We start from the raw sequence: 21,024 nt of genomic DNA, 5'->3' as shown, positions 1-21,024 counted from the left end.
GCCCCCACCCACGGGCCGCCACGACGCCCGCGGACCGTCCCGAACCACGGGCCGCCACGGCACCCGCCGGACCGTCCCGACCAGCCGAGCTCCCGCTCCCACCCGGAGCTCCGTCCGAGGAAGGTCTCCCGATGACCGATCTCGTCCACCCCGCCCGCGCGCTGTGGTGGCTCTTCGAGCCGGTGCACGCCGTCACCTACTTCCAGCCCGAGGGACGCGCCGCCTTCGAGGAGGCCGGGCTGCACGGCCGGCTGCACGGCTACTTCGCGAGCCGCTCGGCCCCGCTCGGCGCGGTGGACGCGGCGCCGGTGGTCGCCGCCTTCTTCACCTTCGCCCCCGCCATGGTGGAACGCGCGCTGCCGGAGGTGTGGACGCACGCGAGCCCGGAGGAGGCGCTGGCCGCCCGGCTGAAGGGCTCGGCGGCGACGCTGGCCCGGCTGCTGGAGCACGTGGACCCGGAGCAGGTCGACCTGGTCGCGGACACCCTGGAGCGGGCCGCGTCCCGGCTGGACTGCGCCGGCCGGGTGCTGGCCGCCGCCAACGCGGCGCTCCCACCGACCAGCGGCCGGTACGAGCGGCTCTGGCAGGCCGCCACCGTGATGCGCGAGCACCGCGGGGACGGCCACGTGGCCGCGCTGGTGGCGGCCGGGCTGGACGGCTGCGAGGCGCTGGTGGTCCGGTGCGCGATGGACATGCGGCGGGAGATGATCCAGCCGCTGCGCGGGTGGACGGACGCCGAGTGGGAGGCGGCCGTGGAGCGCCTGGTCGAGCGCGGCTGGCTGACCGAGCGGGGCACCCTCACCGAGCTCGGCCGGATGGGCCACCAGTCCCTGGAGGCCGCCACCGACCTCGCCGCCGCCCGGGTCTGGGAGGACTACCCGCGCGCCGAACTCGACCGACTGGCGGCGGCGTTGAAGCCGATGTCGGCACTGTGTCGCAGCCAGCTGCCGGTCAACCCGGCGGGGCTTCCGGACCAGCCGTACACCGAGGCCCCGGCACAGCCGTAAGCGGGGCCCGGGCCGGCCGTCACCCCCAGGCCCGACGGTGAGCCGACCTAGACGCCGGGCGGCGGCCCCAGGACGATCCCCCGCCCGGCGTAGAACGCCCCGAACGACCGCCACGGCACGCGCGCGAAGGCCTGCGACTCCCCCGGGAAACCGGACGGGTTGTGGATCACCAGTGCCGTGTCCGTGGCGCCCACGGCCAGCACCAGGTGCCCGCCGCGCCGCACCGGTGCCGGCCCGCCCGGCTCCCGGATCGACGGGTGCACCGACAGCATCACCAGCCGCCCGCCGGCGACCTCGGCGGCCACCTCCTCGGGCGTCAACTCCCGCGCCTGCGCCGCCAGTCCCCACCGCCGCCGGACGTAGCCGGCGAACGGCTGGTGGATCAGCCCGCGCAGGTTCTCACCGTCCCGCACGTACGCGCCTGCCGCCATGCACTCACCCGCGAGCGCCATCGCCGTCGGAGTCACGCCCCACCAGTGCTCCAGCGCCATCCGCAGGCAGGCCACCCCGCACAGCCGCCACGACCACCACGCGTACTCCTCGGGGTCGGCCGCCCCGGACTCGCCCCAGCGCGGGTCCGCTGACGCGCTCAGCCGCCCGTCGACGATCTCCCGCACCAGCTCGGGCGACTCCCACTGCGCGCGGTACGGCACCTCGTGCACCACAACCTCGTCCGCCATCCCCCGACGCTCTCACGCCGCGGCGACCGACCGACTCACGACACACTTGAGTACCCGTACTCAGGCGTCCGACCTGCGGCTTTCCCTAACGTGATCACGCCGCGGAGAACGACCGGGCGCACCGAGGACGACCGAGGGCCGAGGCCCGGGAGGCAACGCCGATGAACGCCGGAGCGAAGGTACTGCTGGGCCTGCTGACCGTCCTGGCGGCGGGCGCCCTGATCGTCATCGCCCCGTGGCTCTACCTCGCGGCCACGATGGGGCCCGACTCGCCGCCCGCCACCGCCACCTACGCGCCCGTCGCGCCCGCCCCGTCCCCGACGGCCGTCTCCCCGAGTCGCTTCCCGGCGCCGGCCGAGTCGCCCGCCCCGCCCGTCTCGCTGGACCGGTAGGCCAGCCGCTGCGCCGCGTGCCGGCCGCGCTGCTCCACCGGGACCGCCCCGGTGGCGCGGGCCAGCCCGAACGGCGGCATGTCGAAGTAGATCGACTCGTACCCGCCCTCCGGGGCGATGTACGTCTCGTGCCAGAGCCCGACGTGCCCGCGCGCCTTGCCCTCCCGCAGCTTGCGGTTGGCGATGCCCCACACGGTGTGGTGGAAGCCGTCCGGCGCGGTGGCGTAGCCGTACAGCTTCTCCTTGGACTCCCAGTACTGGACGACGTAGTAGGTGCGCGGCGAGGCGGTGAGCAGGACCCGCGCGAGCAGGCCGCGTTCCCGGCCGCGCTCGGAGCCGCGGCGCAGCTCCCAGAGCATCCGGAACATCGCGAACATCACCGGGCCCCAGTGGTGGACGGCCCAGAACCGGTTGATCCGCATGCCGATCAGCAGGACGACGGTGTCGCCGGTGGCGGCGGCGGTGGTGTAGCCCCGCAGCGGCTTGGCGAACATCGAGCGGACGGACCCGCCCTCCGACCCACCGGGCGTGCTCTCCGCCCCGACGGGCGTGCTCTCCGTGTGCATCCCGGCCTCCCCCTGCCCGCACCCATGTAATCGGTGATTACATCAGCGCCCGATGACCCGGTCAAGGCTCGCCGCCGCCACAATTCGGCTACGGAGCAGGCCGGTTGGCCATCGCGATGCCCTGCCCGAAGGTGTCCAGCACCTGCCCGGCCAGCTCCTCTGCCCGCTCCGGCGGCAGGTAGCCGTCGACGATCATCTGCGCCAGCCCGTACACCAGCGCCTGCCCGGCCAGCCTGACCAGCGCCGGGTCCCCGGGTCGCAGCCGGCCCGCCTCCTGGTCCGCGACGACCACGTCCGTCAACGCCCGGTCGATCCCGTCCAGTTGCTCCCGCAGCTCCGGCTCCCGCGCGGACGTGAACACCCGCGAGCGCACCAGCTCGAACCGCCGCGGATGCCGCATCGCGTACCGCACGAACCCCAGCCCGACCGTCCGCATCACCGACCCACCGCCCGACCCACCGCCCGACCCACCGCCCGACTCGGCACTCGCCCCACCGCCCGACCCGGCGGCCGCCACCTCCGCTTCCTGCCACCGCATCAGGTCGGCCAGTACCCGGTCCGCCAACGCGGTCAACAGCGCCTCCCGGTCGGCGAAGTGCCGGAACGGCGCCCCCGCCGACACCCCCGCCCGCCGCGCGACCTCCCGCACGCTGACCTTCGCCTGCCCCTGCTCGTCCAGCACCTCGAACGCCGCCGCCATCAACGCCTCCGGCAAGGCCCCGTGGTGGTACGCCCCCCGGCCCTTCGTCTCGCTCATGCCTGTCTTGCTACCACAGCCGCCGGCCCCGCCCCCCTCCATCGGGGGACGGGGCCGGCAGCCTCCGCGACAGCCGCGCCGCCTACCAGCGCAGCCACCTCCCGGGCGCAGCCACCTCCCGGGCGCAGCCACCTACCAGGCGTAGTCCTCCGGAGCGGGCCGGTGGCCCGGGAAGAGCTCGTCGAGGCGGTCCAGGGTCTTCTGGTCGAGCTGCAGGTCGAGCGCACCGAGCGCCGCGTCCAGGTGGGCCGGGGTGCGCGGGCCGATGATGGGGGCGGTGACGGCCGGGCGGGAGAGCAGCCAGGCGAGGGCGAGGTCGGCGGGGTGGGTGCCGAGTTCGTCGGCGAAGTCCTCGTAGGCCTGGATGCGGTCGCGGTGCTCGGCGAGGAGTTCGCTCGCGTGGCCCAGGGCGCTGCGGCCGCGGGTGCCCTCGCGCTCCTTGCGCAGGACGCCGCCGAGCAGGCCGCTGCGCAGCGGGGACCACGGGAGGAGCCCGAGGCCGTAGTGCTGGAGCGCGGGGATGACCTCCAGCTCGACGGTGCGGTCGAGCAGGTTGTAGAGGGACTGCTCGCTGACCAGGCCGAGGAAGTGGCGGGAGCGGGCGGCCTCCTGGGCCTGGGCGATGTGCCAGCCGGCGAAGTTGCTGGAGCCGACGTAGATGATCTTGCCCTGGGCGACCAGGACCTCCATCGCCTGCCAGATCTCCTCCCAGGGCGTGGCCCGGTCGATGTGGTGCATCTGGTAGAGGTCGATGTGGTCGGTCTGCAGCCGGCGCAGGCTGGCCTCCACGGCCCGGCGGATGGCGAGCGCCGAGAGCTTGCCGCCGTTGGGCCAGTCGGTCATGTCGGCGTAGGCCTTGGTGGCGAGGACGGTGCGCTCGCGGCGGCCGCCGCCCTGGGCGAACCAGCGGCCGATGATCTCCTCGGTACGGCCCTTGAGGTTGCCCTCGCTGTCGCGGCCGTAGGCGTTGGCGGTGTCGAAGAAGTTGATGCCGTGGTCGTGGGCGGTGTCCATCAGGCGGTGGGCGTCGGCCTCTTCGGTGTGCGGGCCGAAGTTCATGGTGCCGAGGCAGAGGCGGGAGACGGTCAGGCCGGTGCGGCCGAGGTGGGTGTACTCCATGGCGCCCCACCCAAGACCACACCGGCCCCGCTGTCCAGCACATTCCACGGGCGTGCCGGAGCCGCCGGTCACCGCCCGTGCGTGCTGAACTTCCGTACCGCGAGCGGCAGGCAGAGCGCGAGCAGCACGGCGCTCCAGAGCAGTGCGGCGAGCACGGCGTGCTGCGTCGGCCAGGCGGAACCGGGCGCCGACGGGTTGCCGAAGAGCTCCCGGCACGCCTGGACGACGGAGCTGACCGGGTTCCAGTCCGCGACGAAGCGCAGCCAGCCGGGCATGCCGCCGGTGGGCACGTACGCGTTGGTGACCATCGCGACCGGGAAGACCACGACGGCGAGTTGGCCGGCCGCCTCCTCCTTGCCGACGGCCAGGCCGAGCAGCGTGCCGACCCAGGTCATCACGAAGCGGAAGAGCAGCAGCAGCGCGAACGCCCCGGCCGTGTCGGCGAGCCCGTGCCGGGCGCGCCACCCCGCGGCGAGCCCGACCAGGGCGAGCAGTGCCAGGACGACCACGCTGACCAGCAGGTCCGCGAGGGTCTGCCCGAGCAGCAGGCCGGTCCGGGAGACCGGCATCGAGCGCAGCCGGTCGGTGACCCCGCGCCCGACGTCCCGGGCGGCGCCGACCATGGTCGGCATGATGCCGTTGGTGGCGACCATGGCGAACAGCCCGGGCATCAGGAACTCCCGGTAGTCCCCGCCGCCCGGCACCCGCATGGCGCTGCCGAAGACGTACCCGAAGACCACCACCATGACCACCGGGACACCCAGCGAGGCGGCCAACAGGCCTGGCGAGTGGCGGTAGTTGAGCAGGACGCGGAGCATCGACGTCCAGGTGTCGGGGAACAGCCGACCCGCGCCGGACGGTCGCCGGGCGGCGTACGCGACGGTGGACATCAGGCGGCCCTCCCCGCCCCGGCGCGGTCACCGGTGGGCTCACCGTTCGGACCGTCGGCGAGCCGGCCGGGCCTTCCGGGCTGGCCGGGCCGGCCGGGCTGGCCGGGCCGGTGGGTGAGCGCCAGGAACACGTCGTCCAGGGACGGCACCCGCACCGCCACGTCCTGCGCGACCACCCCCGATCCGTCCAACTCCCGTACCAGCGAGGGCAGCAGGACGGACACCCCGGGTGCGGTCACGACCGTGACGGTCCGCTCGGCGACGTCCACCCGCGCGTCGCCACCCGACAGCGCGGACAACACCACGGCCGTGGAGGCGAGTTGCGCCGGGTCGGCCAGGGTGACGGAGACCTGGCTGCCGATCGCCGCCTTGAGCCGGTCCGGTGGGCCGGTGGCGATGGCGGCGCCGTGGTCGACGACGACGACGTCGTCGGCGAGCCGGTCGGCCTCCTCCAGGTACTGGGTGGTGAGCAGCACGGTGGTGCCGCCGTCCTTCAACTCCTTGACGGTCTCCCAGATCTCCTGCCGGCTGCGCGGGTCGAGCCCGGTGGTCGGCTCGTCCAGGAAGAGCACGGGCGGGCTGGTGACCAGGCTGGCGATGAGGTCGAGGCGCCGGCGCATGCCGCCGGAGTAGGTGCGCACGAGCCGGTCCGCGGCGTCGACGAGGCCGAAGCGGGTGAGCAGTTCGTCGGCGCGCTCCCGGGCGCGGCGGGCGCCCAGCCGGTGCAGCCGGCCGAACAACTGGAGGTTGTCGCGCCCGGTGATGCCCTCGTCCACGGCCGCGTGCTGCCCGGCGAGACCGATGGAGCGCCGGACGTCCTCGGCCGCGCGGACGACGTCGTGCCCGGCGACCCTGGCGGTGCCGCGGTCGGGGGCGACCAGGGTGGCGAGGATGCGGACGGCGGTGGTCTTGCCGGCGCCGTTGGGACCGAGGAGGCCGCAGACGGTGCCCGCCGGAACGGTGAGGTCGAGGCCGCGCAGGGCCTCGGTGGCGCCGAACCGTTTCGCCACGCCCGCCATCTCGATGGCGGGCCGGGTGGTGTCGGGCCGGGTGGTGTCGGACATGTCTCTGCCCTTCTCTAGGTACAGCGTACGTAGAAGTGCGCGCAGGCGCATCGTACTACGTACGGTGTACGTGTCCAAGGGAGCGGGGCGCCGGCGCGCGGCGGTGAGCGGGGGCGCGTCTCTAAGATGGGGAGCGCGAGGTGATCTTCCAGTGCCGTCCAGCAAGCCCACGCCCCCCGAGGCCCCCGAACTGATCTGGCTGCGCCCCGAGCGCACCGGCCGCGGCCCGCGCCCGGCCCACAGCCGCGACTCCATCGCCGCGGCGGCCATCGGGATCGCCGACGCCGAGGGCCTGGACGCGGTCTCCATGCGCCGGGTCGCGGCGGCGCTCGGCGCGGGCACCATGTCGCTCTACAACTACGTGCCGAAGAAGGAGCACCTGCTCGACCTGATGCTCGACGCGGTCGCCGCCGAGTACCGGCTACCCGCCACCACCAGCGGCGACGTCCGGGCCGACCTCACCGAACTCGCCCACCAGCAGCTCGGCATCTTCCGCCGCCACCCCTGGCTGCCCGCACTCGTCCTGGCCCGCCCCAGCATCGGCCCCAACGCCCTGCGCTACACCGACCACTTCCTCGCCGCCACCGCCCCCACCGGCCTGGCCGGCGGCGCCCGGATGGAGGCGATGGCCCTGTTCAACGGGTTCATCTGCCAGTTCGCCCAGTACGAGCGGACGGCCGCCGCGGGCGCCAAGTGGCAGGCGGAGATGGTCGGTTACCTCACCCGGGCGGCGATGAGCGGCGACTACCCGCACCTCGCCCAGGCCTTCGCCACCGCAGGCCCGCCGGCCGACCCGGACCAGGCCTTCGACCGCACCCTGGACCGGATGATCTCCGCCATCCTGGCGCCCGCGAACGACGCCTGACGGACCGTCACTCCGACAGAGCCTCCCGCGACAGCACCCCGGCCACCCGTCCGTCCACCAGCACCAGGACGGCGGGGTGCGCCGCGCCCCGGCCCCCGCCCGCCAACGCCGCCCGCGCCTCGGCCACCGACTGCCCGACACCCACCGCCGGCAGCGCCGCCCCCAGCAGCGCGCCCAGCGGATCGCCCGGCTTGGCACCGCCGTCCGCGAGCGCCGCCACCAGCACCTCCCGCGACACCGAGCCCACCACCTCCGTCGCACTCACCCCGAACGGGCGCGCCGCCCGGGCCAGCGCCACCGGGGCCACGCCGCCCGGCACGTCCCGCAGCGCCTCCACCGCCCCGCCGACGGTCGCGTCGGCCGGAACCACCACCAGCGGGCCGGCCGCCGCCAGCGCCTCCCGCACCGCCGGCCGGCCGGCCTCCGCCGGCTCCTCCAGGAAGCCCCACTCCCGCATCCACGCGTCGCTGTGCACCTTGGACAGGTACGAGCGGCCCGAATCCGGCAGCAGCACCACGACCAGGTCCTCCGGGCCCAGCCGCCGCGCCACCCGCAGGGCCGCCGCCACCGCCGTCCCGGAGGACGGGCCGGCCAGGATGCCCTCCTCCCGCGCGAGCCGGCGTGCCGTCAGCAGCGACTCGCGGTCCGGGATCCGCTCGAAGGAGTCGACCGTCTCCGGCCGGTAGGCCTGCGGCCGGCGGTCCTCGACCGTCTCGGGGTGGAGGAAGTGCCCGATGCTCTCGACGAACCAGGGGCTGCCGTCCCCGCCCCCGTAGGTGGAGGACTCCGGGTCCGCGCCGACCACCGTCACCCCGCCGCCGGACACCTCCTTCAGGTAGCCGCCGGTGCCGGTGATCGTGCCGCCGGTCCCGACGCCCGCGACGAAGTGGGTCACCCGGCCGCCGGTCTGCTGCCAGATCTCGGGGCCGGTGGTCCGGACGTGGGCGTCAGGATTGGCCAGGTTGTCGTACTGGTTCGCGAGCCAGGCGCCGGGGATCTCCTCGGCCAGCCGCTGCACCACGTTGAACAGGTGCCGCGGATCCTCCCGCGCCACGGCACTGGTGGCGAGCACCACCTCGGCGCCGTACGCCCGCAGGATGTCCGACTTCTCGGGCGCCGACCGGTCCGACACTCCGACGATCACCCGGTACCCGCGCTGCCGCCCGACGATGGTCAGGCCGATGCCGGTGTTCCCCGACGTCGCCTCGACGATCGTCCCGCCCGGCCGCAACAGACCGTCCCGCTCCGCGGCCAGGACCATGGACAGCGCCGCACGGTCCTTGACGCTGCCACCGATGTTGAGGAACTCGGCCTTGGCGTACACCGGCGCCCCGACACCGGCACCGAGCCGCGCGAGGCGGAACAGCGGCGTCCCGCCGATCGCGTCGAGGACTGATTCGTGCACTGCGGTCATCCCGGGCTCCTCCATCGGTGCGGTCCTGCACGAACGCTCCGCCCGAGCCTGCCCAACCCACCCCCCGGCTAGGCCTTCTCCTTGCCTTCAGCGCACGTCGACGGTGAACTGCCGTTCGCTCCGGTCGGACCCGCCGGCGAACTTCCCGCCCCCGTGGGCGGGCACCCCGTCGTGCAGCGTGATGGTGGTCCGGCCCGTCCCCTGCGCCCGGAACGTGAAGTAGTAGTGACCGCCCGAGCCGAGCGACCCGCCGAAGCCCGTTGCGGCGCGGTCGTCGTTCATGGTCCTCCCCCGTTGTCCTGCGCGTTCGGTCCGCAGACCGCCGGACAGCGTAGTGCGGGCCCGGAGCACCGGAGCGCCGGAGGACCCCGAGGGCCGGGGTCGAGGGTGTGTCCGTCCGTCACACCCGTCCCACCAGCCCCGGCCTGGGGTAATCCGCTCGTCACGGCCGCCCGGCTCCCGTAGCGTGGTCCGGTCGATCTTGAAGTCAGAACGGGGCACCACATCATGCAGCAGTACCAGGGCTGGGCCGACGAGCGGTTCGGCGCCGTGGCGGACGTCTTCGCCGCCAACTTCGAGGAGTTCCCCGAGCTGGGCGCCGCGGTCACGGTGTTCGCCGGGGGCCGCAAGGTCGTCGAGCTGTGGGGCGGCACGGCCGACGAACGCACCGGCCGTGCCTGGACGCAGGACACCGTGGTGCCGGTGTTCTCCTGCGCCAAGGGCGCGGTGAGCATCTGCGCGCACCTGCTCGCGCAGCAGGGCCGGCTCGACCTGGACGCCCCGGTCGCCCGCTACTGGCCCGAGTTCGCGCAGCACGGCAAGCAGGCCGTCACCACCCGGATGGTCCTCGGCCACCGGGCCGGTCTGCCGGCCCTGGACGCGGTGCTCTCCTTCGAGGAGATCGCCGCCTGGGATCCGGTGATCCGGGCGATCGAGGCGCAGCGGCCGCTCTGGGAGCCGGGCACGACGTACGAGTACCACGGCCATGTGCTGGGCTTCGTGGTCGGCGAGCTGATCCGCCGGATCACCGGGCTGACCCCGGGCGCGTTCCTGCGCAAGGAGCTCGCCGAGCCGCTCGGCCTGCCGGTCTGGATCGGTCTGCCGGAGAGCGAACTGCCGCGCCTGGCGCGGCTGGTGGAAGCCGAGGGCCGCCGTCCGATGCCCGGCCCGGAGCACCTGCTGACCAGGATCGTGACGATGAACGGCGCGCTGGTCTTCCCCGGTCTGGACGCGCCGCACGGCTGGAACGACCCGGCCCTGCACGCGATCGAGCTGCCCGGCGCGGGCGCCGTCGCCTCCGCGACCGGCCTGGCCGGACTGTACGCGGCGGCGGTCACCGGCCTGGACGGCTCCCCCCGCCTGCTCTCCCCCGACACCGTGACCGACGCGGTGCGCGAAGTCTCGTCCGGCGCGGGCTTCCTGGGCTTCGACATGGGCGCCCGCTGGGGCTCCGGCGTCCTGCTGGACTCCCCCGCCTTCCGTCCCCTGCTCGGCGCGCGGAGCTTCGGCAACGACGGCGCCGGCGGCCAGTTCGCCTTCGGTGACGACGAGTTCGGCATCGGCTTCGCCTACGTCGCCAACCGGATGATCGGGCACGGCGACGCCCGGGCGAACCGGCTGATCGACGCGGTGCGCGGGTGCCTGGGGTGACGGACTTCCTCCCCCTCCTCACCGGCCTGGCCACCACCGGTGGCCTCGGCGACCTGCACTGCGGCGCCTCGCTGCCCGAACTCGCGGCCCGCTACGGCGAACCGTGGGACGGCGGCCGGATCCACCGCGCCACCCGCTGGCCGCACGGCTTCGGCTGGGGCGACGTCCAGACGGTGTTCTGCCGCTGCCGGGAGCTCCGTTCGCTCTCCCTGCCGGTCTGGCACGGCGAGCTCGAACTCCCGCTGCCGGGCGGCGCATCGGTGACGCTCGGCACCCGCGTCACCGAGTCCGCCCTGATGGCGGCACTGACCGCCACCGGCCACAGCTGGCGGACGGTGACGTACGAGAACCTCCCCGACCAGCGGAACCTGATGTTCTCGCCGGCCGAGGAGGTCCGGGTGGAGCTGGTGCTGACCAACCGCGAGGCCTACGACGAGCCTCCGCTGGAGGAGTTCGTGCTGCACAAGGCCGTGCTCTGGGACTGCGACCACGTGGACTGCCCCGAGCCGGACGGCACCCTGCCGGACGACGGCTGGGGCGCGGCCGAACGCTGAGCCGCCCGCCGCGCCCCGGGCCCCCGGTGGGCCGTTCCCACCCCCGTGGAGAACGGCCCACCGCGCTTACCCCCGCGGCTACTTGAGCAGGAAGTCGTACACCGCCTGCTGCCCGGCCGTGGTCCGCTGCACCGAGTGCGCCGCCCCGGGGACGATCACGATCTTCGGGTCGTGCGCCGACTTCGCCTGCTGGTACAGCCACTCGTACGGCGTCGAGAGGTCCCGGTCACCGCCGAGCAGCAGCACCGGCACGTCGGGCAGCTTGCGGTGCGCCGGCGGGGTCGGCGGCACCGGCTCGCGCGGCCAGTCCTGGCAGACCAGCAGGCTGCCGAGCCCGGTCGCGGTCGCGGCGTCGTACGGCCAGGTCTGCTCGGCGGTCAGCGCCTGCCGGGTGCGCTCCAGCGCGGCCGCCCGGCCCGCGACCGGGGTGTCCGACGTGCCCCACGGGTAGTGCCCGTCCGCGCACAGGGTGGCGGCGTGCAGGCCCTGGCTCAGCAGCTCGGCCGGAGCGGCGTCGTTCGTGTGCACGTCGGCGATGAAGGCCTGGAGCTTCTCCGGCTTCCCGGCGGCCGCCTCGTGGAGGACCTCCGGCACGCCGCCGTAGTTGGGGTCGGCGAACTCGTAGCTGGTCAGCGCGTCCAGGATCTGCGCCCCGTTGCCGTACTTCCGCACGGTGGCGGCGAGGTCGGCGGCCGGGTCGGTGGTGCAGCCGGTGGCCTGGCAGGCGGCCCGCAGCACCCGGGCGGTCGCGGGCAGCGCGACGAGGTCGAGCGGGTCGTAACCCTGCTGCGGGACCACCGAGTCGAGCACCAGCCCGGCCACGTGCGCCGGGTGGGCGAGCGCGTACCGCTCGGCGACGAAGCTGCCGTACGAGACGCCGTCGATGGTCAGCCGGTGGGCGCCGAGGGCCTGGCGCAGCCGGTCCATGTCGGCGACGGTGTCCGCGGTGCTGTAGAAGCGCGCGTTCGGGCCGAGGGCGGCGGCGCAGTCGGCGATGGACTGCTTGCGGGGCGGGGTGAGGTCGGAGGAGCCCATGTCCTCCTGCAGCCCGGGGCACTGCAGCGCCCGCTGACCGGTGCCGCGCTGGTCGTACATGACCAGGCGGTAGTCCTTGAGGAGCGGGGCCAGCCTGGTCGCGATCCGCTGGAACAGCGGCAGGCCGGGCTGGCCGGGGCCGCCGGTGAGGAACAGCAGGTCGCCCTCGGGGGCGTCGGCGTTCCCGGTCATCGCCACGTCGAGCTGCAGGGTGCCGGGGACGGCGCCGCTGTGGTCGAGCGGCACGGTCAGGGTGCCGCAGGTGTACTCGGGCATGCCCTGGCAGGGCGCCTGCCCGGTGATCCCGCCGTGCCGGTCCGGTGCGGCCGGCGCCGCGACGGCGGGGGCGGCCAGGGTGGTACCGGCGACCACCGCGACGGCGCCCAGCAGGGCGGCGATGCGGCCGCGCGTGCTCGTCATGTTCGTCCTTCCGGTCGCGCCGCGTCCGTACTGACGCGGTCACGGAGTCAGCTTGGGCCCGGGCCGCGTCGAAGGCGAGCTTTCATGCCAGGATTCGACCAGGGTCGAAACGTCGTGGGCCGAATGGCCAACAAATGCGGTCAGGTCCGGCGTTCGACGATTCGAAGGAACGACACGCCGACCGACAGCACCGGACGACCCGACCGCCCGTCAGCCCACCATCCCGACAGCCCACCATCCCGACAGCCCGCCAGCCCGTTGGTCCGACAGGGGAAGGACGCCGTGATCCGGCTCACGATCGACTCGACCGGCCTCGCCCGCACCCGCTTCGTGGTCTCACCCCTGCACGAGGCGGTCAACACCCTGATGGCCTCCGCGCTCAGCTCCCCCACCGGGCCGTACGCCTGGGTCGGCCGCACCCGCCGGCTGCTGCGCCGGGAGAAGCTGGAGCTGCTGTCGGGGCTGGCCCTGGAACAGGACGGGGGCTACATTCCCGACTTCCTCTCCCCGCACCCCGAGGGCCCGGAGCCGACGGTGGCAGAGCAGCTGGAGGCCGTCCGCCGCACCGACCCGGAGCGGGTGCTGGCGGAGCTGGAGACAGCCCAACGCGGGCTTCCGGAAGCGAACTTGGCGGGCCGCCGACTGCCCGAGGCGGTGCTGCGCACGCTGCGACGCGGCCCCCGCTACTTCGCCGAGCGGGTCGCCGACGAACTGGGCCACTACTGGGAGTCGGCGCTCGCCCCGTACTGGCCGGACGCCCGGGCCGTGCTGGACGCCGAGATCGACCAGCGCGGCCGCCACCTGGCCCGGTACGGCTCCGGCTCGCTGTTCAACTCCCTCTCCCCGCAGCTCTCCTGGGCCGACGGGCTGATCCGGCTGGAGAGCCGCTTCGACGTGACGCTGCCGGCCAGGATGGTGCTGCTGATGCCGACCCTGGTGAGCCGGAGGATCCACGTCATCCTGGACCCGGTGGACGGCTGCCACCGGGCACCGACGCTGATGTACCCCATCGGCACGCCGGCGGCCGCCCCGCAGACCCCGACCCCGGCGCTGGCGCAGCTGCTCGGCCCGACCCGGGCGGACCTGCTGGCCGCCCTGGTCGACCCGATCACCACCGCCGACCTGGCCGCCCGGCACTTCCTGAGCGCGGGCACCGTCTCCTACCACCTGGGCGTCCTGCACCGCTCCGGGCTGGTCAGCCGGGTGCGCAGCGGCCGGGAGGTGCTGTACCGGCGCACACCGCGCGGCGAGGAGATGCTGGCCACCGAATAGCCGGCCGGCGGCCTGGGCCCCACACCCGACCGCCAGGCCCCGGGCCGTCACGCCACGGCCCCCGACCGTCACGCCACCGCCCCGACCGCCACCCCCGGCCGTCAGGCCAACGCCCGCGGCAGGACCACCCGTACCCACTCCTCCGGCTGCGACAGATGCGGAGCGTGTCCGGCCCCCGCGTACAGGTGCCGCTCCGCCTTCGGCAGGGCGAGGTCCACGAGGTCCAGCACCTCGCCGAACATCGGCGCGCTGTCGTCACTCTGCGTGAGAAGTGCCGGTTCGGTGAACCGGCCCAGCCCGGTGAGGTCGAGGTCGAGCGCGTCGGGGTCGCGCAGCTCGTCCAGGTAGGTGGGCGCGTTGCGGATGTAGGTGTGCCGGACGGGCGCGGGCAGCTGCTCCCAGGCGCCCGGCCCGAAGGCGAGGCTGTCCACGTACAGTTCGGCGGCCGCGGCCGACTCGGCCTGCTCCAGCAGCTCGCGGACGGCGGCGATCCGGTCGGCGAAGGCGGTGCCGATCGGGCGCAGGTCGGGGTCGGCGAGCAGGATGCCGGTGCCGGGCGGCTCGTGCACGCCGATCCCGCGGAGCAGGTCGGGCCGGGCGGCGGCGAGACGGAGGGTGACCAGAGCGCCGTAGGAGTCGCCGTAGACGAAGGCTGGTGCGAGGCCGAGCCCCTGGATCAGCCCGGCCAGGTCGGCCGCGTCCTCGTACACCGAGCCCTGGGTGAGCAGGTCCTCGCTGCGACTGTGGCCCCGGCGGTCGTAGGTGACCACGCCGGCGGACTCCGCCAGGCCCGGGATCACCCGCGCCCAGGCGTCCCCGTCGCTCCACGAGCCGTGCACCAGGACGACGCCGGGGCCCTCGCCGTGGACCTCGTAGTGCAGCGCCACCCCGTTCACCCTGATCTCGGCCATCATGAGCCTCCCGATCTCGGCGGTGCTCCCCCACCAGCCTGACACAACCGCCTGGAAGGCTCAGTTCCGCCGGTCACGGGCCTCGCTCCCCCCGCACCGCACGGGCCCCGGCGCCCGGGACGAAGATCCGGGACGAAGATCATCCGTCCGGGACGAAGATCATCCTCACGCGTGATCCCGCCGCACCGCCGCCGTGCCAGGCTCGGCGCATGCACTACGCCGTACGCCGGATCACCGCCGAGGAGTGGCGGGAACTCCGCGAGCTCACCCTGGAGGCGCTGCGGGACTCCCCCGGCGCCTTCAACCTCTCCTACGCCGGCACCGCCGCCCGGTCCGAGGACGACTGGCGGCAGCAGACCGCCGCAGAGGCCACGGCCGGGTCGCACGCCACCTTCACCGCCCGTGGCGAGGACGGCGCCTGGGTCGGGCTGGCCGGCGTCGAACCCGTCCCGGGCGTCCCCGACACCGTGTGCGTCCGCTCGGTCTACGTCGCCCCGGCCCACCGCGGTGCCGCCGGCCCCGCCGCCGAGCTCGTGCGGGCCACCATCCGTCACGCCCGGGACCACACCGACGCGCGGTGGCTGACCCTCGGCGTCAACGAGAGCAACGGACGCGCGCTGGCCTTCTACCGGCGGCTGGGCTTCGAAGACACCGGCAAGGTCATCCCGTACGTCCGCAACCCGGCCGAGCGGGTCCTCATCCTGGGCTACCCGCACTTCCGGGACGACTCCCGGTAGCCGGGCCGCTGCGTCAAGCCCGGACCGCTGCGTCAAGCCCGGACCGCTCGGTCGAGCCCCGGCCGCTGCTCAAGCCCCCGGCCCACCCCGACAGCCCCGCGCGCGACCGGCCCCCAGCCCGGCGGAGCCCCCTCAGCCCATCCCGCGCACCGGCGGCTCGTCCCGCGTCCCGTCCTCCGCGACCACCGTGAACCGCCTGGCCCCCGACCCCGACCCGACCCCCGCCCCGGACACCGACAGGTCCGCCGGGTACAGCGAGGCCGTGCCGTTCACGTCCAGCTCGGCACTCCGCCGGCCCGTCGCGGTGTCCACCCGGGCGAGCCGGCTGCGCGTCATCGCCCACACCGACGTCCCGTCCACCGCCAGACCGGTGACCTGGTCGTCCAGCCCCGCCGTCCAGCGCTGCCCGCCGTCCGCGAGCGAGTACGCCACCAGGCGGCCGGTCGCGCTGCGGCTCGGGTGCCTGCCGCCGCTGATGCTGACGTCGCCGGGCTTCTCGCCCGGCACGATGAACAGGTCCCCGACGACCACCCCGCCGAACAGCGGCCGGGCGTCGAACTGGTCGAAGGCGTGCAGCCCGCCCAGCATCACGTCCAGGTCGTACTCCTCGCCGGAGACCGGGATCGCCGCCCGCTGCTTGCCCGCCCGGTCGTAGCTGAGCACCGCGTGCGTGCCGCGTTCGCCCTGGGAGTCGACCCAGACCGCGAGCGGCTCGACCGACACCACCGCGAGGTTCTTCAGCCCGCCCGCCGCCGGCAGCGCGATCCGCGACCGTTCCCGCCCGTCCGCGGCGGCCAGCGACGTCAGGACGGGCTCCGCCGCGCCGCACTGCGCCACCGTCACCACGTCCGCCGCACCGCCCGCGACCTGCAGCGGGGCGCAGCCCGCGGCGGCCGTGGTGCGCCAGGCCGGCGCGCCGTCCGCCAGCCGCACCGCCAGCCAGCCGGCCTTCTCCTGCAGGACGGCCTGCCGCCCGGCGACGGCGACCACGTCGGGTGTCGCCGCGTCCCCGCCCCGGGGCGGCGCGTCCACGGCGGTGGTCCACGCCTCCGTGCCGACGGCGAGGTCGAGCGCGGTCACCGCCGAGCACGGCCGGTCGTGCGGCGAGTGGCCGATCAGCCCGACCGCGCCCGCACCGGCCTCCCCCGCACCGGCCTCCCCCGCACCGGCCTGCCCCGCGCCGGCCGCCCCCGGACCGCCGGGCCCGGTCCCGCGGCTCATCGCGCACACCGAGTCCTCCCCGGGCGGCGTCCACCGCCAGGCGACGGCCCCGGTGGCGCTGCGGTACGCGACCACCAGATCGGGGCGGACCCGCACCACCAGGTCGCCGTCCGTCCAGCTGCCCAGAGCGCGGGTCGTGGACGGCCGGTCCAGCGGCGCCGTCCAGGAGTCGTTGAGGCCGTCACCGGCGAAGCCGACGAAGATCCCGAGGCCGAGCAGCACCCCGACGGCGGCCGCGGGCAGCCCGCGCCGGGGGTGGATCAGCGCCCAGACGAAGCCCGCGCCGCAGGGCATCAGCCCGAGGATGCTGATGACGCCCATGTACGCGAGGCTGTCGCCGCCGAACCCGTTGGCGGGACCGAACAGCACCGCGAGCCCCATGCTCGCGAACAGGGCCCCCAGCACCCCGCCGGAGACCACCATCCAGGCCTCCTTGTCCCAGGCGAACCTGGCGCCCCACCCCGCCCGGACCACGGTGTCCTCGGGCCCAACGGCCATGCCGGTCTCTCCCCTGCGACGCCCCTGCGACGCGTCGCCCGCCACAGCAGGCGACGATCATCGGATCGTCGCAGAGCCCCGGTGCGGTCCGAAACAAAGAGCAGGGAAAACCCCGGCCATCACCTGCACATGAGAGGCGCGGAATGCGGTGATCATTACGAATCCTCACCTCCCCACAGCCGCCCGGCCGTTCGGCCGCCGACGCCACGCTCTCCCCGACCGCCCCCCATCCGGGCACCGGTTGACGGTGGAGCAGGACTCGCCCCACCCCTCCGTCACCCGACCGGGTGGGCCTCGGCAGCCGACAGTACGTGTACGCCGGGTCGACTCGTTCTGCAGGGCATGGCTCCCCCGCTCTTCACACCTCCGCCACCACCCGCACACAACGCCGCGCCGAGGCCCCCGTGGCGGTGATCGGCCGGGCGACGGCGGCGGTGATCTCCCTCACGATCCTGCTCGTCCCGGCGGCGGTCACCCCGGCCGCCGAACGGCCCCCTGAGGTCGGGGCCGGCCGGTGGGAGGTGTCGGCGAACGCCGCCAACGTACGGATCGACCACTCCGGCGGGGAGACCGTCGTCGGGCTGGCCCACTCCGGCGACGTCGTGGAGGTCGTCGACACCTGGACCTCGCCGCTCGGCGCCCGCTGGGCCAAGGTCATGGTGGCCCGCACCCGGGTCACCGGCTGGGTCCTGTGGTCGCTGCTGGCGCACCGTGACACGCCACCGGAACCGTAGAATCGACCGGTACGAACCAGGGAGGATTCCGCGTGTTCCGAGCGCACCGTCCGCGCACCCCCGAACTGACCCCGCGCCAGGGGGACGGACCGGTCAGGGGCGTCGCCCTGCTGCTGCCCGGCGGGTTCGTCCGGAGCCGGACCGGTCCGCTGAAGGTCGCCGAACTGGGCCTGCGCGAGCTCGCCGCCGAGCTCACCGAGCGCGGCCGGCCGCACGGCCTCGCCGTGCACCTGCTCCGCTACCGCTACAGCGGCTGGAACGGCGACGACGCCGACACCGCCGTCGACACCCGGTGGGCGCTCGACGAACTCGCCCGACGCCACGAGGGCGCGCCGGTGGTCCTGATCGGCAACTCCCTCGGCGGACGCGCCGCCTTCCGGTGCGCCGGACACCCCTCCGTCGTCGGCGTCGCCGGCATCGCCCCCTGGCTGCCCAGCGGCGAGCCCGTCGCCCAGCTGGCCGGGCGCCGGGTCCTGATCGTCCACGGCACCGGCGACCACAGCGCGGCCAACGCCGCCCAGTCCCTGGAGTACGCGCTGCGCGCCCGGCAGGTCGTCCCGGACCTCGCCCGTTACGAGATCCCCGGCGGCAACCACTACCTCGTCCGCGAGACCGGCGACATCAGCGCCCTCACCACCGCCTTCACCCTCGCCACCCTGGGCGCCGAACCCGCCGACCTCGCCACCGGCGCCGTCTGCACCCGCCTCCCCGCCCGCGCCTGAACCCCTCCCGCCCCGGACCTCAGGCCCCCTCCCCGCCCCCGCCCCCTCGTCCCACTTCCCCTTCGCCGGGCGCGGCACGGGACGGCTCGACGCGCGCCTGCTCCGCCAGGAGATCGGCGAAGGCCACGGTCAGCGGGTCGGGGCGGGTCCGGGTGTAGGCGGTGAGGGTGCGGCGGACCGGCGGGTCGGGGCGGAGCACGACCCCGTCGAAGTGCGGCGGGACGATGTTCGCCGGCACCAGCGCGGGGCCGAGCCCGGCAGCGGCCAACAGCGGTGCGGCGGAGGTCTGTTCGGCGCGGACGGCCGCGCGGGGGTGGAAGCCGGCCTGGGCCGCGACGCGGTCGAGCAATCCGGCGAGCCCGTTGTCGGGGGCGTAGTGCACCCAGGCGCGGTCGGCGAGTTCGGCGAGCGGGACCGCCCCGGTGGACCGGCCGGCCGACGGGTCGTCAGCCGGCAGGACGACCACGAACTCCTCGACGCCGAGCTCGCGGATCGGGCCCTCCCAGTCCACCGGAGCGGGCCCCACGGCGACATCGGCCCGGCCCGCGGCCATCGCGGCCTGGAGCCGGTCGGCGTGCGGGTACTCGCGCAGCCGGATCCGCACCCCGGGGTGGAGCCGGCGCCAGGCGCGCAGCACGGGCGGCAGGATGCCGAGGCTGACCGAGTAGATCGCCGCCACCTCCAGCTCGCCCTCCTCCAGACCGGCCGTCCGCCGGGCCACCGCGCGCAGCCGCTCCACTTCGGCGAGCGCGGCCCGGGCGTGCGGCAGCACCGAACGTCCCATCGGGGTGAGCCGCACCGAGCGCGGCAGGCGTTCGAGCAACGGGCCGCCGACGGCCCGCTCCAGCGCGCGCATCTGATGGGACAGCGCGGGCTGGGTGACGTGCAGCTGCTCGGCCGCGCGCGTGAAGGAGCCGGTGTCGACCACCGTGACCAGGTATTCGAGCTGCCGCAGCGTTGCCATGAAGAAATGTTATCGCTGCACTGAAAAGCATGCCTTGGACTCATCACCGCAGCTCGGGAGAGGGTCGAGGTGCGGCCGCCGCCCCCGCGGCGGCCGACCGATCCCCACCACTGCGAAGGAGTTCCCATGTCCAACGACGGTTCCTTGAAGGGCCGACGCCTCGTCGTGGTCGGCGCGGGTTCGCACACCGGACGGGCGCTCGCCAAGGCCGCCTCCGCCGCCGGGGCCGAACTCGTGCTGGCCGGTCCCGATCCGCGCAAGCTGGAGTGGACGGCCGGCGAGCTGGCCGGACCCTCCGAGGTGCTCGCGCTCGACATCGCGGACGAGCGGTCGATCACCGACTTCGCCGCGCGGGTCGGCCGGTTCGACCACCTGGTGTCCACCGCGGCGATACCGGCCAACGGTCCGCTGCGGGAGCTCGACGCGGCCGACGTGCAGCGTGCCTTCTCGGCCAAGGTGGTCGGACCGCTGCTGCTGGCCAAGCACCTGGCCGACCTGGTGTCAGCGGACGGCTCGTTCACCTTCTTCTCCGGCGTCGCCGCCTGGCGCCCGGCTCCGGGCCGAACGGTGATGGCCACCACCAACGGCGCACTCGCCTTCCTGGTGCAGGCGCTGGCCGTGGAGATCGCGCCGGTACGGGTCAACGCCGTCTCCCCCGGCATCGTCGACACCGGTTCCTGGGACGGCCTCGGCGCCGACAAGGAGGCCTTCCTGCGCGGCGTCGCCGCCCGCAACCCGGCCCGCCGCGTGGGCAACCCGGAGGACCTGGTCAAGGCCGTCCTCTACGCCGTCGACAACCCGTACGTCACCGGCACCGTGCTGCACGTCGACGGGGGCGGTCGGCTTGTCTGAGCGCCGCCACTCGTCCGAGCGCCGTCCCTTGTCCGAGCGCCGTCCCGCCGCAGCGGCACCGCACCGCTCCCGCCTCCTGACCCGGGCGGCCGCCACGGCCGCCGCCCTGGCCGCTCTGGCCGGCGGCACCGCCGCGGCCGCGCCCGTCCACGACACCGCCCGCCCCGGCGCCTCGAACGCCTGGCCGCAGCGCCTGATCGACCGCTCGCCCGACCTGGTCCAGCCGAAGGCACTCACCGCGGACCGTTCGCTCGGCACCCGGCGCGCGGCCCAGGAGGTGCGCCTGGCCCAGCAGTTGTACACCTTCTGGAACACCGGGCAGCAGCGCTACCTGGACGCGGCGATCGATCCGCGGTTCAGGGACAACACGCTGCCGCCCGGCCGTCCCCAGGGCCCCGCCGGCCCGGTGGCCGCCTCCCGCGCCTTCCGCGCCGCCGTGCCGGACCTGACCTGCGAACTGTCCGACGTCCTGGTCACCGGCGACCGGATCACCGCCCGACTGGTCTTCCGCGGCCACTTCACCGGCACCTTCAACGGGGTGCAGGGCAGGGGCCAGCGCGTCGAGTTCGGCGCCATCGACATCCAGCACGTCGGCACCGACCGGATCGTCGAGGACTGGCACATCGAGGACAACACCACCCTGCTGTCCCAACTGGGCGTCGAGGGCTGACCGGGGGCTCCCCCGAGGGGTCGGCGACCG

Annotated in this window: 22 protein-coding genes; 10 read left to right on the top strand and 12 right to left on the bottom strand. The window is 74.8% G+C overall.

The features are described 5' to 3' along the window. Window positions 1-131: 131 nt before the first annotated feature. Window positions 132-1,007: a hypothetical protein gene (locus ACIRD3_RS17460; protein ID WP_402216926.1), complete on the top strand. Its 876-nt coding sequence runs from the start codon at window positions 132-134 to the stop codon at window positions 1,005-1,007. Window positions 1,008-1,054: 47 nt separating this feature from the next. On the opposite strand, the gene ACIRD3_RS17455 is transcribed toward ACIRD3_RS17460, so the two are convergent. The 6 genes from ACIRD3_RS17455 to ACIRD3_RS17430 form a co-directional block, all read right to left on the bottom strand. Further along, complete coding sequence (locus ACIRD3_RS17455) at window positions 1,055-1,687, bottom strand: C39 family peptidase (RefSeq protein WP_402216924.1); 633 nt, start codon at window positions 1,685-1,687, stop codon at window positions 1,055-1,057. A gap of 289 nt (window positions 1,688-1,976) precedes the next feature. Continuing rightward, a complete protein-coding gene (locus tag ACIRD3_RS17450) occupies window positions 1,977-2,573 on the bottom strand; it encodes a DUF4188 domain-containing protein (RefSeq protein WP_402217069.1) in 597 nt (198 codons plus the stop codon). A 160-nt stretch (window positions 2,574-2,733) separates the two neighbouring features. Then, entirely contained in the window at window positions 2,734-3,402 is a 669-nt protein-coding gene (locus ACIRD3_RS17445; protein ID WP_402216921.1) for a TetR/AcrR family transcriptional regulator, read from the bottom strand. A 132-nt stretch (window positions 3,403-3,534) separates the two neighbouring features. Then, window positions 3,535-4,521, bottom strand: coding sequence for an aldo/keto reductase (locus ACIRD3_RS17440; RefSeq protein WP_402216918.1), 987 nt, complete (start codon window positions 4,519-4,521; stop codon window positions 3,535-3,537). A 68-nt stretch (window positions 4,522-4,589) separates the two neighbouring features. Next, a complete protein-coding gene (locus tag ACIRD3_RS17435; RefSeq protein ID WP_402216915.1) occupies window positions 4,590-5,411 on the bottom strand; it encodes an ABC transporter permease in 822 nt (273 codons plus the stop codon). Then, window positions 5,411-6,475 (bottom strand): ATP-binding cassette domain-containing protein, encoded by a 1,065-nt coding sequence (locus ACIRD3_RS17430; RefSeq protein ID WP_402216912.1) that lies wholly within the window; start codon window positions 6,473-6,475, stop codon window positions 5,411-5,413. Before ACIRD3_RS17430 ends, ACIRD3_RS17435 begins: the two co-directional genes overlap by 1 nt. A gap of 151 nt (window positions 6,476-6,626) precedes the next feature. Between ACIRD3_RS17430 and ACIRD3_RS17425 the strand changes: the two genes are divergently transcribed. Next, a complete protein-coding gene (locus ACIRD3_RS17425; RefSeq protein WP_402216910.1) occupies window positions 6,627-7,340 on the top strand; it encodes a TetR/AcrR family transcriptional regulator in 714 nt (237 codons plus the stop codon). Between the two features lie 7 nt (window positions 7,341-7,347). Here the strand turns inward: ACIRD3_RS17425 and ACIRD3_RS17420 are convergent, their stop codons facing one another. Then, window positions 7,348-8,754, bottom strand: a complete 1,407-nt coding sequence (locus ACIRD3_RS17420; RefSeq protein ID WP_402216907.1) for a PLP-dependent cysteine synthase family protein — start codon at window positions 8,752-8,754, stop codon at window positions 7,348-7,350. Between the two features lie 87 nt (window positions 8,755-8,841). Continuing rightward, on the bottom strand, window positions 8,842-9,036 hold the full coding sequence (locus ACIRD3_RS17415; RefSeq protein ID WP_402216905.1) for a hypothetical protein: 195 nt from the start codon (window positions 9,034-9,036) through the stop codon (window positions 8,842-8,844). A 225-nt stretch (window positions 9,037-9,261) separates the two neighbouring features. Here ACIRD3_RS17415 and ACIRD3_RS17410 point away from each other — a divergent pair, with 225 nt between their 5' ends. Together ACIRD3_RS17410 and ACIRD3_RS17405 are read left to right on the top strand one after the other, a co-directional pair. Continuing rightward, on the top strand, window positions 9,262-10,404 hold the full coding sequence (locus ACIRD3_RS17410; RefSeq protein WP_402216902.1) for a serine hydrolase domain-containing protein: 1,143 nt from the start codon (window positions 9,262-9,264) through the stop codon (window positions 10,402-10,404). After that, window positions 10,401-10,958, top strand: a complete 558-nt coding sequence (locus ACIRD3_RS17405; protein ID WP_402216901.1) for a hypothetical protein — start codon at window positions 10,401-10,403, stop codon at window positions 10,956-10,958. Before ACIRD3_RS17410 ends, ACIRD3_RS17405 begins: the two co-directional genes overlap by 4 nt. 78 nt (window positions 10,959-11,036) lie before the next feature. Here the strand turns inward: ACIRD3_RS17405 and ACIRD3_RS17400 are convergent, their stop codons facing one another. After that, window positions 11,037-12,413, bottom strand: a complete 1,377-nt coding sequence (locus ACIRD3_RS17400) for an alpha/beta fold hydrolase (protein WP_402216898.1) — start codon at window positions 12,411-12,413, stop codon at window positions 11,037-11,039. Between the two features lie 282 nt (window positions 12,414-12,695). Here ACIRD3_RS17400 and ACIRD3_RS17395 point away from each other — a divergent pair, with 282 nt between their 5' ends. Continuing rightward, window positions 12,696-13,685 carry a MarR family transcriptional regulator gene (locus tag ACIRD3_RS17395; protein ID WP_402216895.1) on the top strand — a complete coding sequence of 330 codons (990 nt, stop codon included), beginning with the start codon at window positions 12,696-12,698 and terminating at the stop codon, window positions 13,683-13,685. Window positions 13,686-13,786: 101 nt separating this feature from the next. On the opposite strand, the gene ACIRD3_RS17390 is transcribed toward ACIRD3_RS17395, so the two are convergent. Beyond that, complete coding sequence (locus tag ACIRD3_RS17390) at window positions 13,787-14,596, bottom strand: alpha/beta fold hydrolase (protein WP_402216893.1); 810 nt, start codon at window positions 14,594-14,596, stop codon at window positions 13,787-13,789. Window positions 14,597-14,805: 209 nt separating this feature from the next. Between ACIRD3_RS17390 and ACIRD3_RS17385 the strand changes: the two genes are divergently transcribed. Beyond that, the gene (locus ACIRD3_RS17385) at window positions 14,806-15,333 is read left to right on the top strand and encodes a GNAT family N-acetyltransferase (protein WP_402216891.1); all 528 of its coding nucleotides are present in this window, start codon (window positions 14,806-14,808) and stop codon (window positions 15,331-15,333) included. Window positions 15,334-15,465: 132 nt separating this feature from the next. Here ACIRD3_RS17385 and ACIRD3_RS17380 read toward each other — a convergent pair whose 3' ends face one another. Then, window positions 15,466-17,052 carry a PQQ-binding-like beta-propeller repeat protein gene (locus ACIRD3_RS17380; protein WP_402216889.1) on the bottom strand — a complete coding sequence of 529 codons (1,587 nt, stop codon included), beginning with the start codon at window positions 17,050-17,052 and terminating at the stop codon, window positions 15,466-15,468. Window positions 17,053-17,456: 404 nt separating this feature from the next. Between ACIRD3_RS17380 and ACIRD3_RS17375 the strand changes: the two genes are divergently transcribed. Both ACIRD3_RS17375 and ACIRD3_RS17370 read left to right on the top strand, forming a co-directional pair. After that, window positions 17,457-17,786 carry a hypothetical protein gene (locus ACIRD3_RS17375; protein WP_402216887.1) on the top strand — a complete coding sequence of 110 codons (330 nt, stop codon included), beginning with the start codon at window positions 17,457-17,459 and terminating at the stop codon, window positions 17,784-17,786. 32 nt (window positions 17,787-17,818) lie between these two features. Further along, on the top strand, window positions 17,819-18,508 hold the full coding sequence (locus ACIRD3_RS17370; protein ID WP_402216884.1) for an alpha/beta hydrolase: 690 nt from the start codon (window positions 17,819-17,821) through the stop codon (window positions 18,506-18,508). A 19-nt stretch (window positions 18,509-18,527) separates the two neighbouring features. On the opposite strand, the gene ACIRD3_RS17365 is transcribed toward ACIRD3_RS17370, so the two are convergent. Next, window positions 18,528-19,472 (bottom strand): LysR family transcriptional regulator, encoded by a 945-nt coding sequence (locus ACIRD3_RS17365; RefSeq protein ID WP_402216882.1) that lies wholly within the window; start codon window positions 19,470-19,472, stop codon window positions 18,528-18,530. A 126-nt stretch (window positions 19,473-19,598) separates the two neighbouring features. On the opposite strand from ACIRD3_RS17365, the gene ACIRD3_RS17360 reads away from it, so the two are divergent. After that, window positions 19,599-20,324: an SDR family oxidoreductase gene (locus ACIRD3_RS17360; RefSeq protein WP_402216880.1), complete on the top strand. Its 726-nt coding sequence runs from the start codon at window positions 19,599-19,601 to the stop codon at window positions 20,322-20,324. A 28-nt stretch (window positions 20,325-20,352) separates the two neighbouring features. Then, complete coding sequence (locus tag ACIRD3_RS17355) at window positions 20,353-20,994, top strand: ester cyclase (protein ID WP_402216877.1); 642 nt, start codon at window positions 20,353-20,355, stop codon at window positions 20,992-20,994. The last annotated feature ends 30 nt before the right edge of the window (window positions 20,995-21,024 follow it).

The sequence above is a fragment of the Kitasatospora sp. NPDC093550 genome, from assembly GCF_044764985.1.
Taxonomy (GTDB): Bacteria; Actinomycetota; Actinomycetes; order Streptomycetales; family Streptomycetaceae; genus Kitasatospora.
This window is presented reverse-complemented; position numbering and strand designations above follow the sequence as displayed.

Bases quoted from the DNA above. Each gene is read 5' to 3' on its own strand.
- ACIRD3_RS17390 (WP_402216893.1), bottom strand. From the start codon at position 14,596: ATGGCCGAGATCAGGGTGAACGGGGTGGCGCTGCACTACGAGGTCCAC.
- ACIRD3_RS17380 (WP_402216889.1), bottom strand. From the start codon at position 17,052: ATGGCCGTTGGGCCCGAGGACACCGTGGTCCGGGCGGGGTGGGGCGCC.
- ACIRD3_RS17400 (WP_402216898.1), bottom strand. From the start codon at position 12,413: ATGACGAGCACGCGCGGCCGCATCGCCGCCCTGCTGGGCGCCGTCGCG.
- ACIRD3_RS17365 (WP_402216882.1), bottom strand. From the start codon at position 19,472: ATGGCAACGCTGCGGCAGCTCGAATACCTGGTCACGGTGGTCGACACC.
- ACIRD3_RS17360 (WP_402216880.1), top strand. From the start codon at position 19,599: ATGTCCAACGACGGTTCCTTGAAGGGCCGACGCCTCGTCGTGGTCGGC.
- ACIRD3_RS17385 (WP_402216891.1), top strand. From the start codon at position 14,806: ATGCACTACGCCGTACGCCGGATCACCGCCGAGGAGTGGCGGGAACTC.
- ACIRD3_RS17460 (WP_402216926.1), top strand. From the start codon at position 132: ATGACCGATCTCGTCCACCCCGCCCGCGCGCTGTGGTGGCTCTTCGAG.
- ACIRD3_RS17440 (WP_402216918.1), bottom strand. From the start codon at position 4,521: ATGGAGTACACCCACCTCGGCCGCACCGGCCTGACCGTCTCCCGCCTC.
- ACIRD3_RS17450 (WP_402217069.1), bottom strand. From the start codon at position 2,573: ATGTTCGCCAAGCCGCTGCGGGGCTACACCACCGCCGCCGCCACCGGC.
- ACIRD3_RS17455 (WP_402216924.1), bottom strand. From the start codon at position 1,687: ATGGCGGACGAGGTTGTGGTGCACGAGGTGCCGTACCGCGCGCAGTGG.
- ACIRD3_RS17420 (WP_402216907.1), bottom strand. From the start codon at position 8,754: ATGACCGCAGTGCACGAATCAGTCCTCGACGCGATCGGCGGGACGCCG.
- ACIRD3_RS17445 (WP_402216921.1), bottom strand. From the start codon at position 3,402: ATGAGCGAGACGAAGGGCCGGGGGGCGTACCACCACGGGGCCTTGCCG.
- ACIRD3_RS17430 (WP_402216912.1), bottom strand. From the start codon at position 6,475: ATGTCCGACACCACCCGGCCCGACACCACCCGGCCCGCCATCGAGATG.
- ACIRD3_RS17435 (WP_402216915.1), bottom strand. From the start codon at position 5,411: ATGTCCACCGTCGCGTACGCCGCCCGGCGACCGTCCGGCGCGGGTCGG.
- ACIRD3_RS17410 (WP_402216902.1), top strand. From the start codon at position 9,262: ATGCAGCAGTACCAGGGCTGGGCCGACGAGCGGTTCGGCGCCGTGGCG.
- ACIRD3_RS17415 (WP_402216905.1), bottom strand. From the start codon at position 9,036: ATGAACGACGACCGCGCCGCAACGGGCTTCGGCGGGTCGCTCGGCTCG.